The following is a 16406-nucleotide window of genomic DNA, read 5'->3' on the forward strand; positions in this document are numbered from 1 at the left end:
CCGTCCAGCGTTCGTTGGCGTCGATAATCTGGGATAACGAAACGTGATAGGCCTGGTCTTCGCTGGGTTCCCAGTGATCCCATATATCGCCGGTGGTCCGCCAGGCATTGGACCAGCGGGACAGCTCTTCGCGTTTCTCGAAAGGAGCTGAATTCGACAGGCTGAAAACAATATCGCGGCCCGTCGAACGAAGCGCCTCGGACATCTCCCGGGTGCTATCAACGTCATTGGGATTCCAGTCATACTTGAGATAATCGAACCCCCACTCGGCGAACTGCCGGGCATCCGCCTTTGCAAAATGGAAGGTTCCGATTTTCTGCCCCTTCGAGCCGCCCGATCGCTCGCGGGACCACTCGCCTTCGGGATTATCCGCCGAGCCTCCGGGGTAATCGGCGTAGGAGGTGATCCAGGGTGTGGAATAGATTCCCGCCTTCAGCCCCATGGCATGAATGGAGGCGCACAAGCCCGCCATATCCGGGAACTTGTCGTTGGCCAGCAACGCCTTGTCCGCGCCCTCCCGCCGGCCCTGCCACGAGTCGTCGATGTTCACATAGGACCAGCCGTGGTTGGCCAAACCGGACGAAACCAGAATGCGCGCGGATTCCAGCACCTTTGCCTGATCGACGTTCACGGCCCAGCTATTCCAGCTGTTCCAGCCCATCGGTGGCGTCAGCGCAATTTCCTTCCCGACCACAATCCGGAACTTGCGTGTGGCCGAATCCACCCCATTCCCGGCCTTCAGAACCACTTCGTATTCCCCCGCCTTTTCCACCTTGCCAGTAATGCGTCCGGACTGGTGATCGATGCTCAATCCCTCGGGCAGACCTTCGGCATCGAACTCCATCGGGCGGCTGCCGGTCGCCGGAACCGCATAAAGAAAAGGCGATCCCGGCCGGACGCCAAAAACCGATGGCCCGTTGATGCGGGGCGATGCGGATGGAGGTGGCGTAAGGATATTGTCCGACAGGTCGAACTGCGCTTGGGCGAACAACGAGCAACTCATAAAGGCCAGTGCAGACAGGATTGTGTGGTTTGAAAACCTTCTCATTTTTGTTGGTTGGTAACGAAAAGCTGCTGCGCGAAATGATAGAGATTGCTGCCCCAGGACGAGCCGTCATGGCCGTGATCATCCACGTTCCAGATGTGGGGGACATCTTGTTGTTTCAGAGAAACGTGAACGCTCTGAGAGATGTTGATCAGGCCGTCCTTGTTGCCGCAGGAAACGTAGAGCAGCTTCAACTGCTTCCGCGCGGCGGCGGGATCGGGCACGAGTTCGGCGGGTGGTTTGGTGTTGGGCGCGGATGAAAATCCGGCGACCCACGCGAACGTGTCGAGGTGGCCAAGTCCGAAGTTCAGCGACTGGCCACCGCCCATCGAAAGCCCGGCAATCGCGCGCTGCTCGCGATTCGTGCTGGCGGAATACTTCGCCTGAATCGCGGGAATCAAACAGTCGAGCAGATCACGCTCAAACTTCCCAAAGCTGGCGGCGTTTTCCGGCGAGAAGGTTTTGTCTGGCGCGGGCACGCGATCATCCGCCAGTGCGCGACCGTTCGGCATCACGAGGATCATTGGCGTCGCCTTCCCGTCAGTGATGAGGTTGTCCACGATGGCGTCAGCGTGAATGTAGCCGCTCCATTCCCACTCATTGCCGCCGATGCCGTGCAGCAGATAGAGCACGGGATATTTCCGGTCGGACGAGTAGCCGGGCGGAAGATAAACCACCGCCTTCCGCTTCACGCCGGTGACGGTGGAATCGTATTCAAAGACCTCGGTGCGTCCGGCCATTCCGGTCGGGGCGGGCTTGTCAAAGCCGTTGGGCGCGTCGGGAAACGCGCGCACGTCATCCGGCGCAAGCACCACGGGTCGGCCAAAGTTGGCGCGGGCGCGTTCGGGGGAAACCTGCTCGGGTTTTTCCTGCGCGAGCAGTGCGCCCTGCGACCCGGCGAGAAGCAGGAGCAAACTGGCTGTCAGTGTTTTGGTGAACATGGAATTTTGAGCGAATGACATTTTCATTGGACCACCTTGATGACCATTTCCTTCTGATCGCGGGAGACGCCGAGGCGCAGCGAACTTCCGGCGGGCGACGATGGTGTTTGCTGACGCAGCGCAGCCGTGTCCGCCGTCTTCGCGTCATTGACGGAAAGAATGACATCATTCTTCCGCAGCCCCGCTTGGGCGAGCGCTGAACCTGCTGGGATTTCGAGAACCAAAACTCCCGTCACGCCGGGCAGACCAAACGCGGACATCTCGCCTTCGCTGGTAATGTTGCGCACGCGAGTGCCGAGCCAGGTCACGGGATCGGCGGCGCGGGTGATGGGCGCGGACCCTTCGGTGATCTTCGCCTGAGGCAACTGCGGGGTGCGCGCGATGGCTTTGAGCGCCGGTTTTCGCACGCCGAATTGATCCATCGGAAAATTCACAAAGCCGAGCGCCAGGGCAGGGGAGCCGACCTTCACCCGATAGTCACCACGCACGGGATCGACAAAGCGGGCGTCGGCCACGATGGAATGTGGATCGCGTCCGCTTTGCTCCTGTAGCCGGGTCGCGGGCTGGTTCTTCGTTGCTCCGGGAACATGCACGAGATTAAAATCCATTTCCTCGCCCCAGGGTGGTGGCGGCATGTTGGCGGGGCGATAATCGGTCCAGACGATGTTTCGGCGGAAGATGTCGCCACACTCCGCATACCAGACGTGTGGATCGTAGCCGCCATCCACGAGGATGTTGTTTTCGACGACGCGCTTGAATCCCTCGCGGTTTTTAATGCCGCCGCGCAGGCAGAGGTTGTTTTTGATGACGTAATTCGACGAGCCGTCGTCGAGGTCAATGTCCCAGCCGTGGTCGCAGCGCCAGCGGTTGTTCGCGAGCACGATGGGCTTCACCACGTCGAGCAGAGGCAACTTGGGCGCTTGCTTCACCCATGCGTTGACCTCATCAATGTTAGGACGCCAGAAACGGTCGCGGCCCCACGAGTTGAAGGAGCCGTGGTCGCCGGTTTCTTTCACGGTGTCGAAGATGTCGCAAAACTCAATGACGTGCCCGCCCCAGCAGCCGTCGCCGATGTTGATGCCGGAGCGCGGCATGTCGTAGATCGAGCAGTGGCGGACGGTGATGCTCTGAGCGAGATCAATCTCCACGCCGGCGGTCTGCTTCTCGACGCGCCCGGTCAGATGGATCAGGCAATCCTCCACCAGGCAGTCCGCCGGGTAGTTGTTGCCCTTCGGTCCGGGCGTGCGGTCAATTTTGTCGAGGTCCTGAACTTGATAATAGTTGAAGAGCGGACTGCGCGCCGCCTGCGGGTCGCCGACGAAACAAATTCCACTCGCGCCCGCCTTGGCGATTTGCGTGCCGAGAATGCTCACGCGGCGGTTGTAATTATTGACGAACACCGCGTTGCCGCCGACCTGATCGATGAAGCTGTCCAGCAGCGCGCAATCCTCCGCGCCATTGAAGAAAATCGCCCCGCCACGATAGATCGCCCAGTCCGAACGCAGCAGCGGCTCGCGCGTGTCCATGACCGTGCGCGCCGCCTGACGGAAAACCAGTCCGCGCAGTGCGATCCATTTCACCGGATGCGCCTCGTCGCCGTGAAACTCCACCAGCGTCCGCAGGCGGGTGGCTTCCACGATGGCTTTCGTCAGATCGAGCCCGGCGGGCGGATAAAAATACAGCGTGTGCGTTTTGGAATTCAGAAACCACTCTCCCGGAGCGTCCAGTTCCTCGAAGATGTTTTCCACGAAGCGGACTTGCTCGTGCGCCGCCGCACCGCGGTTGTTCTGCCAGCCGCCTTCGAGCTGAGGGTTGCCGTCGGCGTCCTTGCCGGTGATGCGCCAGGTGAAGTCCCCCCAGAACGCCGGGTGCATGGCGTGATAATAGCCGCCCGCCGGATCCGACCAACGGGCCGCGCGTTCCTTGGAAATGGCGTCAGGCGCGAATCCGTCGAAGTATTTCGCATTGGGATCGAAGTTCGGATAACGCGCCAGAATCTGCCGCTCGCCGTTGATGAAAATCTCCTCCGTCTGCAAGTCCTCCGGGACTTGCGTCTGAAAAACTCCATTGGTGGACGGCTGCCACTTCAGCCCGTCGAGCCGGACGCCGCCGCCGATGACCGGCTGCTCGTCCTTGTAATTTTGAAAAAGCACCGGCTTGTCCTTCGTGCCGGAATCTTGCGCAGTGAACACCAGCGGCGCGGGCAGATAGTAAGTGCCGCCGCGCAGCATGACTTCGCCACCTTTTCCGCGCACCGCCTGTTGCGCGCGTTGCAGCGTGGCGAACGGCTTTTCCAGCGTGCCGGGATTCGCGTCGTCGCCCGACGGAGAAACGAAGTAAGGCTGCGCGTTGCAGACACACGCGGAGGCAAGGGCCAAGGTGAGGATGATGAGCTTCATGGCACGGAAGGGCGGGGGGCGCATGGCTGCGCTGTCAATGTGGCGGTGGCGGACGCGAGGCCGTCGGCGGTGGCGGTCAGTTTGATTTCACCGGCGTCGTGCGTGGATTGCACGATGACCTGCGCCAGGCCGTTGAACAGGCTGCGCCGATCGCCTTTCTCTGGCTCGTGGCAGTTCGGATCGCCGTTGCCCACGCCGATGATCCGGCCCGGCCCGCTGATTGCGAAAGCCACCGCGAGGTTTGCCGTCGGCACAGGCCGCCCTTGCTCGTCCAGCGCCTCCACCGTCACCGGCAGGGCATCGCAGCCGTCGGCAGCGAGCGTTTTGCGGTCGGGTGCGAGTCGGAGTTTCACCGGCTTGCCGGTTGTTTCCACGACGTAACGCGCAACTTCGCGGCCATCCTTTTTCGCGACGGCTTCCAGCCGGCCCGGTGCGTAGGGCACTTGCCAATCCACCATTTGAAATGGATCGACTTTCTTTTCTTCGATGAGCTTGCCGTTGAGCGAAAGCGCGACGTGATCGGCATTGCACAAGGCCATCACCCTGATCGGCTGGCCTTCCTTGCCGGGCCAGTTCCAGTGCGGCACAAGCGTCAGCACCGGTTTGTTTTTCACCCAGTGCGCCTGTCGGACGTAGAAGTCGGTCTTCGGGAAACCGCAGAGATCCATCGCGCCGAAGAACGACCCCGCCGACGGCCAGCCGAAAGGCGTGGGTTCGCCGCGGTAATCGAAGCCCGTCCACGAGAAGCCGCCGGCGAGGCGCGGACGCGTGGCGATGGCCTCCCACGAATTGCGGGCACTGCTGCACTTGTCCCAGCCCGGGTAAACCTCATCGTAGGATGTCACGATGAACTTGGAATAATCGGTGGAGTATGCTCCGCGCGTCATCACCTGCGAAGTGTCTTCGGTGCTGATGATTGGCTTGTCCGGATAGGCGGCGAGAATCTTGTCATACTCGCCCGCCTGATAGTTGATACCGACGACATCCATCGTCCAAGCCGCGTTCTTCGGGTTGACCTTGCCGTCCCAGCCCATCTGGCCCTTGTTCTGCGCGCCAGTGGTGGGCCGGGTGGTATCGAGTCGCTTGACCACTGAGTTCATGACGCGCGTCATCTCCATGCCTTCCTCGTTGATTTCGAGCGCCTCCTCGTTGAACAGACTCCACAGGATCACACTGGGATGATTGCGGTCACGGCGCACCAGCCATTCGAGTTGTTTCAAGTATTCGGGCGACGCGTTGAAATGCCGCGTCTCATCCATCACCATCATGCCGAGGCGATCACAAATTTCTACCAGCTCCCGCGACGGAGGATTGTGCGAGGTGCGATAGGCGTTCGATCCCATCTCCTTCAATTTGCGGATGCGGAACTCCTGAATCGAATCCGGCACGGCCACGCCGACTCCGGCGTGATCTTGGTGATTGCATGTGCCCTGCAACTTGAGCGGCTGGTCGTTGAGAAAGAAACCGTTCTTCGCGTCGAAGCGGACCGTGCGAAAACCGCACGTCGTGCTGACGACGTCCACCGGCTGGTTGTCACTCAACACCGTCGTCCGCACTTCATACAGGTTCGGATGCTCAACCGACCAGAGCTGCGGCGAGTTCGCTGGAATCGAAAGTTTCGCCACCGCTTGATCCATCGGCACAATGTTCACCGATGCGGATTTGCCGGCGGCGATTTTCTTTCCGGCGGAATCGAACACGCTGATTTCCACCATCGCCGAAGCCGCGTTCGTTCCGGTGTTGCAGAGCGTGACCTCGGCGGGAATCGTCCACCTGCCATCCGCGCTTTTCACCGGGTTGGCATAAACACCATCCGTGACGACATGCACCGGGCTGCGTTTGACGAGCCAGGTGTGCCGATAGAGGCCCGCGCCTTCATACCACCAGCCTTCCATCGCCTCGGCATCCACGCGGACGGCGATGGTGTTCTCGTCATTGCCGTAGCGCGCCATCGGCGTGACATCCGTGTGGAATGACGTGTAGCCACAAAAGTTGTGATGCACCGGCGTCCCGTTAAAATAAACGGCGCAATGCGTCGCCACTCCGTCGAACTGCAATTCAATGTTTTTGCCTCGGTCGGACGGATCGAGCTTGAAGGTGCGACGATACCAACCAATGCCGCGCGGACGATAACCCTGCTGCTTAACCGCCTTGGAATCGAACGGCTGTTCCACCGCCCAATCATGCGGCAGGTTTACTTGCTGCCAGCCCTTGTCATCGAACCCGCGAGCAGCCGCGCCCCAGGTGTGTCCGGCCTTCGCACCGCTGTGAGTAATATCCGGGCCGTAGAGCGCGACACCCTGGCCGCCGGGAAATGAATCGAGCGGAATGTCTCCGAGATGAAACCGCCAGTTTTCATCGAGCGAAAGCTGTTCGCGCGGTGCTGCGGCCGTCGCAGCTTGCGCGGCTAACCACACGGTGCAGGCGCTGATGCCGATAAGACGGAGCAACCGGGAGTTCCTCATTGGTCAACGGGTTTGCACCACAATAGTCGTTCCCTTCAGGCCGTCGGCCTCGGCTGTGAGCGTGATTTTGCCCGCTCCACCGTTCGGCCGGAGAATGGCGAGACAACGGCCTTCGTAGGTTTTGCGAAGCGGCGCATGGAAACTGGAGGCGTCGTTCGGCGCGGAACTGCCGGTGGCGGCGAGTTCGCCTGCGCCGGTGATGGTGAAGCGAACCGGAATCGCGGCGGTGGGAACGCGGTTGCCATTTCGGTCCACCACTTCAACCGTCACGTAGGAAAGGTCGTTGCGGTCGGCGCGAATCGTGGAGCGATCTGCGGTGAGCCGGATTCCCATTGGTTCGCCCGCAGTGCGAAGAACGGTGCTGGCAACCTGCTTGCCGCCGGTCAAACCGATGGCGAGAAGCTCGCCGGGTTGGTAAGGCACATCAAACCTGGCCGTGAGTTTGGTCGCCGCAGAAACCTCTTTTTCGCCGATCACTTTCCCGTTGAGTTCGAGGCGCACGCTTTCGCAACGCGAATAAACCGCCACGTGCATCGACTTTCCTTCGCGGCCCGGCCAATTCCAGCTCTGCGTCTCATCCGGCCAACCCCAGTTGCTGACGCGCTCCCACACGCCCTCCGGCATCGGCGCGTGAACCATCATTTCAATCTGGCTGCGACGCCAGACCACATCGCGGTAGTAAGACTGCGGCTTCTTGAAACCGCACACGTCAATGTCCCCGCACCAGGCGTTATACCACGGCCACGGCATGAGGAAGTTGTCCTTCTCGTTGCTCGGCGTGCTGTGTCCGATTCCCGATTCACCGAAGTAGTCCATCGCTGTCCAGACGAAGTCGCCGATGATGTAGGGGTGCTTCTCCACCAGCGACCAGTAGTCGAAGAAGCCCTTCGGATACGATTCGCTGCCATACATCACGCGCTTGGGATTCCGGGCGTGGTCGGATTCATATTTCTCCGGCAGATAATTGTAACCGCCGATGTCGAGATGCGTGAACGCGACGTCGGAGAGCGTGTCCCAATTCTTCAAGACCTCGCCCCAGTCCGAACAGATCGCCTGTGTAATCGGGCGCGTGGCGTCGTACGAGAGCACCGCCTCGCGGAGCATCTTCGCGGTCGCTTCGGCGCGGAATTGTTCGGGGATTTCATTGCCGATGGACCACATCACGACGGAGGGATGATTGCGGTCGCGCCGGACCATTGAAGCCATGTCGCGCTGCGCCCAATCCTTGAAATAGACGCTGTAGTCCTGCCCGTTCTTGCCTTGCTGCCAGCAGTCGAACGCCTCGTCAATCACCAGCACGCCCAGCCGGTCGCAGGCATCGAGAAACGCGGGCGACGGCGGATTGTGGCTGGTGCGAATGGCGTTGAATCCGTTCGCTTTCATCAGCTCAACACGGCGCTCCTCGGCACGATCAATCGTGGCCGATCCGAGCGGGCCGTTGTCATGGTGCATGCAGCCGCCCTTGAGCTTGAGCATCTGGCCGTTGAGCCGGAAGCCGTTCTCGGCGTCCACTTCGATTTTGCGAATACCAAAACGAGTCGAAGTCTTGTCCAGCGTTTTGCCAGCAGCGGTGATTTCAACTTCCGCTGAATACAACTCCGGCGAATCCGGCGACCACAGTTTTGGCGAACGCAGTTCCAACGACTGCTCCACCGTGCGCGTTTCGCTGCCGGAAAGATGCAATTTGCTTTCGGTGGTTTGAACCGCCTTGCCTTTGGAATCCAGCACACGCGTGCGCACCACCACGTCGGATTCGGCACTGCCGTCGTTGCGAACTTCACTCGCAATCTTCACGACAGCTTTGTCTTTTGAAACTTCCGGCGTTGTTACGAACACGCCCCACGTCGGCACATGAATCGAATCGGTGACGGTTAGCCACGCGTGCCGATAAATTCCCGAGCCGGAATACCAGCGGCTGTTTTTGCCCTCGTTGCGAACGCGCACGGCGATGACGTTTTCCTCGCCCGCCGGTTTGAGGTGCGGTGTCAGGTCGAATTCAAACCCGGTGTAGCCGTAAGGATGATTGCCGAGAGGCTGGCCGTTGATCCAGAAATCGGCGTTCATGTAAACGCCATCAAAGCGCACCGCGACGCGCTTGCCCTGCTCCGCCGACGAAAGCGTGAAGTGTTTGCGATACCAGCCCGTGCCGCCCACGACGTGACCGGTGTATCCGCCTCCCTTGGTTTCAGCCGTGTCGAATGGGCCGACGCGAATGGACTTCACGCCCGCTTCCACAATGCCGCCGTTGTTGAGCTGATCGAACACACGCACCGCGAGCACATCCGAACCGTCGCCGCGCACGAGTGAAGCCGGGACGCGGTAATGCCGGGGCACGTCCCACGCGATTTGAAAGTTGGGCGGAAACGAACCTGTGCCGCCGATGCGTTCGCCGTTCAGAAACGTCTCATCCACGTCGTCAATGCAGCCGAGCAGAAGGTCGAAGTCCTTGCCCTTGAAATCGGCGGGGATTTCGATGCGGCGGCGAAACCAGCCATAGACTTTGTCGTCTGTATAATCCGAATGGTGCTCCCAATTGTCCGGGAGCGTGACGGTCTGCCAGCCGCTGTCGTCTAGCTCTCGGGCCTTCCACACGGCGTCATCGCCTTTTTGAAACCGCCACTCGCCCGGCACGACCGACAATTCCAAACCCGGGCCTTCGCGCGGCGGCAAATCTTCAATACTCCAATCATGCGGCACATCGAGCGCGCGCCACCTGGAATCATCAAACGCCGCTGCTTCCGCGCCCGGCGCATCCGCGCGCAGAAAACGCCAGCCGGAATCGAAGGAACAGTCACGGATGTCGGCGGCGGAGTCGGCGGCAAAAGCGTTGCAGCCGGTGCCGGCCACGAGGGCCAACAGCGTGATTCCAACTGAAAACAAAACGATCTGCTTCACGATTTCATCAGCGGGTTTTTAGTTTAAGAACCACAATGCTGCTGGGCGGAAGGGTGTGGGTAAAAACACGTTTGACACCGTTCAAGGTCGTGGTGACAGGCGCGACTTTTCGCGGCTGGCTTATGGAGTTGGTCTCCTCGGGATTGGCCGCCAGCGTGATCACCATCACCTTCGATTCAAGGGAGCTAACGCCCTTGATCTCAATCGGCAGCGATTGCGGTGTCAGCTCCGGGTTCACCAGCTTGAGAATGATTTCGCCGGTCTTGCTGTCACGCGTGGCGCTTCCCTGGACCGGGGTTTCCATCGGTGTGACCGGCAGAATTTCGTCGCCCAGATTCCGGCTGAACATCTGAAATGCGTAGTAGCTCGGCGAACCGAAATCCGAAAGCGCGTCATAGCCGATGAGGTTAGGTCGCCACTGGTAAGCGCCGGGATTCACATTCGCAAACAGTGGCGCGTAGCATTGCATTTTGATGATGTCCGAGTTTCGCTCCATCGCCGCCATGAACACGGCGTCGCCAATGGCAGCCTTCATCGAGGGCGTGGGCGGCAGTTTTTTCGCAGCCGCATCCCAGGGTCGCGCTGACGCATCTTCGTGCGCCGCCCATTCGCCGACAAAAACGTCCGGCCCCTTGCGGTCCATCTGGGCACCGTAATCGCGCGACTTTTTGATGAACTCGTCCGTGGAGCTGTAGTCATGATAGTCACCCATGTCGGGCTTGCGCCCATCGTGTTTCCCCCACGGAACAGTCGAAATGAGCTTGATCTGAGGATACTTTGCCTTGATGGCGTCGTGAAATTGCGCATAGCGGCCATCGTAAGTCTTGGCCTTGTCAAAGTCGTCCTCGTTGCCGATCTCCACGTAGGTCAATTTGAACGGCGCGGGATGCCCATCCTTGGCCCGCCGCGCGCCCCAAGTCGTGTTCGTGTCGCCGATCACATATTCAATCTCGTCCAGCGCCTCCTTCACGAACGGCTCAAGCTCAGGCCCGGCTTTGATGTAATCGCCCTGGAGGGAATAACCGGCATAGACCGCCAAAACCGGCTCGGCTTTCATGTCTTCGCACCATTGGAGGAACTCGAGCAGCCCCATGCCATCGCTTGAACGATAGCCCCAGCTACCGGCGTGGCCGGGCCGGTCTTCCAGCGGACCAAGCGTCTTCTGCCACGGAAAGCGGTCTTCAATACGTGGTCCTTCGACATAATTGCCGCCGGGAAAACGCAGGAATTTCGGATTCAGATCCACGAGCATTTGCATGATGTCCTTGCGCAGTCCGTTCGGACGGTCCTTCCAGGTCGGCGGGAACAGCGAAACGAGACTAAGCCAGACTGTTCCGGGGCGATCCGTGGTGATCTGGAAATGCGCTTTGGCGGTGGGGGTGACGTTGCCGGTTTTGAGTGTTACCTGGAATTTTTTCCACTCCGGTGCGACGCCGGATATTTTTTCCGAGGCGTAAACTGTGCGGCCATCCTCGCTCGCGATTGAAACCGTTAAGGGTCCCGAGAAACCCGCTTCCGCCCGCGCCCACAGCGACGCGCGATACTGCGTTTTCGGTTGCACGGGAATTCCCCAGTAACCGCCGTTCGCAACGCCCGCAGGGTTTTCCTTCGAGGCTTGAGAGACCGTGAGGCGAAGGCTCGTCGTGAGCTTGTCATTCACGGGATTGGCCGTGTCGAGCGCAATGGTCGCGGCTGCCGTGTCGTTCGCCACCACGGACCAGTGAACCGGCGCCTTGGCGTCGTCCAGGAAAGCGCGGTTTTGAATCAGCTCCGCATAAAGACCGCCGTCGTAGGAGTGGTTAATCTCCTCAGTCATCAATCCGTAAAGCTTGGGACTGACCTGACCCTTGGAACTGGTCGTATCAACGGTGAAGGAAGGCCCGGCAGCAAACGCTGTGGAGGCTATGAGAGTTACGAGCGCGGGAAGTAAACGCATTGTGTTGTTTTCTATTGTTTGCAAAAAGCGCCTCTTACCGCTGCGGCTTAAGCGTGATCATCACCGCGTCGTTTTCGCGGAGGTCGAACTGCTGCTCGAATTTTCCGTCGCCCCCGATCTCGACTGTGCGGGTCTCCAGCGGCGCACCGCTGTTTTTGGATTTGATCTCGGCGACCTGCGCCTTCGTAAGTTGCGCCGGCGCGCCCATGTCCCGATACGTTGCGTAAGGGTCATTGACACGGTAGCCGGCCTTGTAGGTCTCCATCGTATATTTGCCCTTCGGAACGTTCGCCACGCTGAGCGTGACTTTGCCCTTCGGCTGTGACGGCAGATCGCGTTTGTAGAAAACCTGGTTGATCATGTTTTTGGCCGGAAAGGTGTAAGTGAAATCCCAGACCAACGCCTCCACGCCTCCATCGTTGTCGGTGCAAATCCACGAGGAGGGATCGCTGCATTTCAGCTCCGTCGGACCGAGCCGGTTCAAAAACTGATATGCGAAATACGCTGACTTTTTGATGTCCTGGTAATTCATCAGGCCGAAGCCGCCGTGGAATGCCTCCCAACGCGGACCGGGCTCCTCAAAGATGTCGCTGAATGTCCAGTAAGACATGGAATCCGGGGAGTCACCGCATTTCCTGAGCTTGTCGAGAATGTAGGCCGCGCTGTGATAGCTGTCGTGCATCGGATCAGTCGGCGTATAGGAGGAACTCCACTCGGTGAAATGCATCTCCAGTTTTGGAAACGCGGAGTCCTTGATCTCCTGACGCGAACGCTTCACCTCGCCATAAATCGAGTCCGGGTTCTTTGAGAGCGCCGTGCCTGCAGTGGCGGTTTCATCCAGAAAACCGCTCTCGGTGCCGTAGGTATGCGTGGATACAAAATCCACCGGCACGTCGTTTGTCTTGCAGAAGTTGATGAACTCCGGAATCCATGCGCAACCCGCCGTCGCCGGGCCTCCGGTCCGATAGGCCGGGTCAACGGATTTCACGGCGTGCGCCGTGGTCGCGTAGAGCTTGAAGTATTCGGCCCGAGCGCCAGGAACCCACTCCTCATAGGGCTTTTTCCCGGGATTTCCCATCCAGAAGCCATCGAGATTTGGCTCATTCCAGACTTCAAAATACCACGAGCGCACCTCGTCGGCCCCATATCGCTCGGTGCAATGCCTCACAAAGGCAGCGATGAACGCCTCCCATTTCGCATAATCCTTCGGGGGCGTCACATTGCCGCGCCACCAGAAGATCGTCTGGGAACCGCTGGCGAGCGCCGACGGCATGAAGCCCAGCTCGACGAACGGCTTCATGCCGATGCTTTGCAGGAAATCGAAGAGCTCGTCGATGTATTGCCAGTTATACTCCGGCTTGCCGTTGACCTCACGGTAAACGCCCATGTCATCCGTGAACAATCCGTGCATGCGAATATACTCAAAACCACATTCGCGGTGGACGATGGCCAATTGCCGCTGCCAGTCGGCGCGTAGTCCTTCATTCGCGCGGCCTGCGCCAACGCAGCGCTTGAACATGGTATTCAGTGGGCCGCCTACTTGTCGCAGATCGGCGGAGACGGTCCTTTGCTTGGGCATATTGTCATTTCCGGCAGCCAGTCCGCTGCCGCCGGCCAGCAATGTCGCCGCGCAGAGGAGGAGTGAAAGAATCGTTTGGTTCATCGAGCGAGTATGTAGGTCGAAATGGTGGTTATCAAATGACCTATCCATTGAACTCATGTGACGGTAACATCAGACCTAGGCCTCGGACTAATCTTCCTTGAGAGTTGCCGATTCTCAGGGCACGGATGGACGAGACTTGCTGGGTTGCGTTTTCACTGTGACCGTTGCCGCAGGGAGGCCGTCGGCGGTGGCCGTCAATTTGAATTCGCCTGAGTCGCGTGTGGATTGGACGATGATTTGCGCCAGGCCGTTGAAGAGGCTGCGCGACCACGGCTGCGTGGCGGGTTTGCCGATGATTTCCACGGTCACGTTCGGATTCAGCCCACCCAGCGCACCGCCGTTCAGACAGCAAACCGCGATGAGATTGTCGCCGGGGCGAAGGAACTTCGTGATGTCGAACGCCGGCTTCGCGTCCCAGTCGTGCGTCTCGCCGACGTATTGGCCGTTCACGAAATACCAACCCTCGTCGTCACAGCCGGCGAACTGGATTTGCACGCCCGTGCCGCTCAAGTCTTCCTCGGTCAGCGTCAGATGCGCACGGTAAATCGCCGCCGTGTTGTCAGTCGTAATCGTGGAGGATTCGCCGCCTTTAGCTGGGAGCGTGTTCCAACTGGAGTCGTCGAAATTCGCCATGTATTCCGGGACGGAACTGGTGCTCCCATGATCTTTCGTCACCTGCCAACGCCACTCGGTCAATGCAATCTCCCGCACGGAAGGGTTCGAGACAAACGTGTCTGGCTCATGGCAACTCGGGTCGCCGTTGCCCACGCCGATGATTTTGCCGGCGCCTTCGATGGCGAAGTTGATCCTGTTCTGCGCCACTGGAACAAAGCGACCTTGCGCGTCATACGCCGTCACGGAGAACACCGCCACATCCTCGCCATCGGCGTTGATGGTTTTGCGATCCGGCGTGAGTTGAATCTTCGTCGCGTCGCCGGTCGTTTCGACCTTGGTTTCGGCGATGACTTTGCCTGCGGCATCAAAGCCTTTCGCGCTCAGAGTGCCCGGCGTGTATTTCACCTTCCACGTCAGCTTGGAATTTGGCTTCATCGCCTTCCTGCCGAGCGTCTCGCCATTCAGGAACAGTTCGACTTCCTTGCAATTGCTCAACGCGTCCACGCGAAACTCCTGGCCTTCGCGCCCGGGCCAGTTCCAGTGCGGCAGGAGATGCAGCACGGTGTCGGTGGTCCACCAGGCTTGATAGTAATAGAAGTTGTCCTTGGGAAAACCACACATGTCGAGAACGCCGAAGTGCGAGTTGATGTTCGGCCAGGCATACGGCGTCGGCTCGCCGCGATAATCAAAACCCGTCCACACGAAACCGCCGGAGAGCCACGGACGTTCCGCGAACCAGCTCCACCACGTCTCGGAGTTGGTCACCCATTGGTTCGGCTTTTCGTCGTAAGCCGCCACGTGGCCGCGCTCCCGGCTGCTCTCATAAATGCCGCGCGTGCTGGTGGCGCTGGATTGTTCCGTGCCGACGTTCGACTGGAGCGGATGTTTGGCGTGATACTTGTCCATATCCGGGCCGGGATGATAATTCCAGCCGCGCACTTCGATGACGCTGTTGATGCCGCCAACGGTGTCGCCCTGCGGCGCGGGATACGTCACGGGCCGCGTAGGGTCGAGGCGCTTGACGTAGTTCTGCATCGTGCGCGCGGTGTTGCGGCCCTGATCATTGCTTTCCACGGTGCCCTCCTCGTTGCAGACGCTCCAGATGATGATGCTCGGATGATTGCGGTCGCGCCGGATCATCACGTCCCATTTCCGCATGTTTTCCGAATCGCTGCCGAGCAGACGGTTTTCGTCCATGATCAACATGCCGAGCCGGTCGCAGGCGTCGAGCAGTTCCGGCGTGGGCGGATTGTGCGACGTGCGGATGCCGTTGCAGCCGAATTTTTTCAACTGGTTGATGCGGAACTCCTGCAACGCATCGGGAATCGCCGCGCCGACGCCCGCGTGATCCTGGTGATTGCAGACGCCGTGAATCGGGCAAGGCCTGCCATTTAACAGAAAGCCTTTGTCGGCATCGAAGACCGCGGTGCGGATGCCGAACACGGTTTCCTTTTCGTCCACCACTTTGCCATCCACCGAGACCGTGGTGACGAGCTTGTAGAGCTGGGGCGATTCCGGCGACCACAGCACCGGCGAGGAAACTTTCGACTGCAACTTCAGCGTGGCCTGCAACCCGCCGCCGACGGACTGCGTTCCCTTGAATTGCGCGACGGATTTTCCATCCGGCGAAATGACTTCGCAGTTCACCTGCGCGTTGGCGGCAGTGGTGAGCGTGTTCAGCACGTCCGCCTCGACGTGAATCTCCGCCTGATCCGACGGCACGTTGTCCTTGAACTGCGAGTAAACGAAAATCCCGTCCGGCGCGATGGCGACCGGAGCGCTTTTCTCCAACCAGGCATGGCGGTAAATGCCCGCGCCTTCGTAGAACCAGCCCTCGAACTTCGTCGCGTCCACCTTCACCGCGACGACGTTAGGCTCACCATACTTCACCACGTCCGTGATGTCCTCGTGGATCGGGTAATAACCGCCCTCGTTACGGCGGACGAGCCAGCCGTTGACCCAGATGGTCGCGTCACGATACACGCCGTCGAACGTGAGCCGGATGCGCTTGCCTTCGTCCTCCTTCGGCAGCTCGAACGTGCGGCGATACCAGCCGATGCTGTTGGCCTCGAATCCCGGCCCGAGCGCCTTGTAGCCATGATTCTTGTCGGCGCTTTTGTCGAACGGCAGTTCGATCGCCCAATCGTGCGGCAGATTCACCGTGCGCCACGTCGCGTCGCTGAAATGCTTTTCGGAAGCCGGCCCGGCGTTCGCGCCCGCCTTGTCCAGCCGCAACGCTTTCGGCCAGTCATCGCCCAGATGAAATTTCCAGTTGGCGTCGAGCGAGAGACGTTCGCGTGGTGATTCGGCAGCTGAAAGTTGCGCGACGGAAAGCGCCGCCCAGACGCAGGCAATAATGGAGCGCATGAACAGACAGCCTTTCAATCGGGCAAAAACGCGCGCTGCTGGAGTGGTTCTTACTATCCTGGCTATGGGCTTCAAAGTGC

8 protein-coding genes are annotated in these 16406 nt (G+C 59.7%); all 8 read right to left on the reverse strand.

Translation table 11 applies throughout. The features are described from left to right. A partial coding sequence (locus tag ABIT76_05545) for a putative Ig domain-containing protein (GenBank protein ID MEO7932604.1) occupies positions 1 to 1003 on the reverse strand: 1003 nt, incomplete at its 3' end. 41 nt (positions 1004 to 1044) lie between these two features. Then, entirely contained in the window at positions 1045 to 1986 is a 942-nt protein-coding gene (locus ABIT76_05550) for an alpha/beta hydrolase-fold protein (protein MEO7932605.1), read from the reverse strand. 23 nt (positions 1987 to 2009) lie between these two features. After that, positions 2010 to 4409, reverse strand: a complete 2400-nt coding sequence (locus ABIT76_05555; GenBank protein MEO7932606.1) for a PDZ domain-containing protein — start codon at positions 4407 to 4409, stop codon at positions 2010 to 2012. Continuing rightward, a complete protein-coding gene (galA, locus tag ABIT76_05560; protein ID MEO7932607.1) occupies positions 4382 to 6850 on the reverse strand; it encodes a beta-galactosidase GalA in 2469 nt (822 codons plus the stop codon). Before galA (ABIT76_05560) ends, ABIT76_05555 begins: the two co-directional genes overlap by 28 nt. Positions 6851 to 6853: 3 nt before the next feature. After that, entirely contained in the window at positions 6854 to 9745 is a 2892-nt protein-coding gene (locus ABIT76_05565; GenBank protein MEO7932608.1) for a glycoside hydrolase family 2 TIM barrel-domain containing protein, read from the reverse strand. Between the two features lie 7 nt (positions 9746 to 9752). Continuing rightward, positions 9753 to 11681, reverse strand: coding sequence for an alpha-L-arabinofuranosidase C-terminal domain-containing protein (locus tag ABIT76_05570; protein ID MEO7932609.1), 1929 nt, complete (start codon positions 11679 to 11681; stop codon positions 9753 to 9755). Positions 11682 to 11715: 34 nt separating this feature from the next. After that, on the reverse strand, positions 11716 to 13344 hold the full coding sequence (locus ABIT76_05575; GenBank protein ID MEO7932610.1) for a glycoside hydrolase: 1629 nt from the start codon (positions 13342 to 13344) through the stop codon (positions 11716 to 11718). 114 nt (positions 13345 to 13458) lie between these two features. Next, positions 13459 to 16326: a beta-galactosidase GalA gene (galA, locus tag ABIT76_05580; GenBank protein ID MEO7932611.1), complete on the reverse strand. Its 2868-nt coding sequence runs from the start codon at positions 16324 to 16326 to the stop codon at positions 13459 to 13461. Positions 16327 to 16406: the final 80 nt, after the last annotated feature.

The organism is Chthoniobacterales bacterium, assembly GCA_039930045.1.
GTDB lineage: Bacteria > Verrucomicrobiota > Verrucomicrobiia > Chthoniobacterales > DASVRZ01 > DASVRZ01.

Bases quoted from the DNA above. Each gene is read 5' to 3' on its own strand.
- ABIT76_05550 (MEO7932605.1), bottom strand. From the start codon at position 1,986: ATGTTCACCAAAACACTGACAGCCAGTTTGCTCCTGCTTCTCGCCGGG.
- ABIT76_05555 (MEO7932606.1), bottom strand. From the start codon at position 4,409: ATGCGCCCCCCGCCCTTCCGTGCCATGAAGCTCATCATCCTCACCTTG.
- galA (MEO7932607.1), bottom strand. From the start codon at position 6,850: ATGAGGAACTCCCGGTTGCTCCGTCTTATCGGCATCAGCGCCTGCACC.
- ABIT76_05570 (MEO7932609.1), bottom strand. From the start codon at position 11,681: ATGCGTTTACTTCCCGCGCTCGTAACTCTCATAGCCTCCACAGCGTTT.
- ABIT76_05575 (MEO7932610.1), bottom strand. From the start codon at position 13,344: ATGAACCAAACGATTCTTTCACTCCTCCTCTGCGCGGCGACATTGCTG.
- galA (MEO7932611.1), bottom strand. From the start codon at position 16,326: ATGCGCTCCATTATTGCCTGCGTCTGGGCGGCGCTTTCCGTCGCGCAA.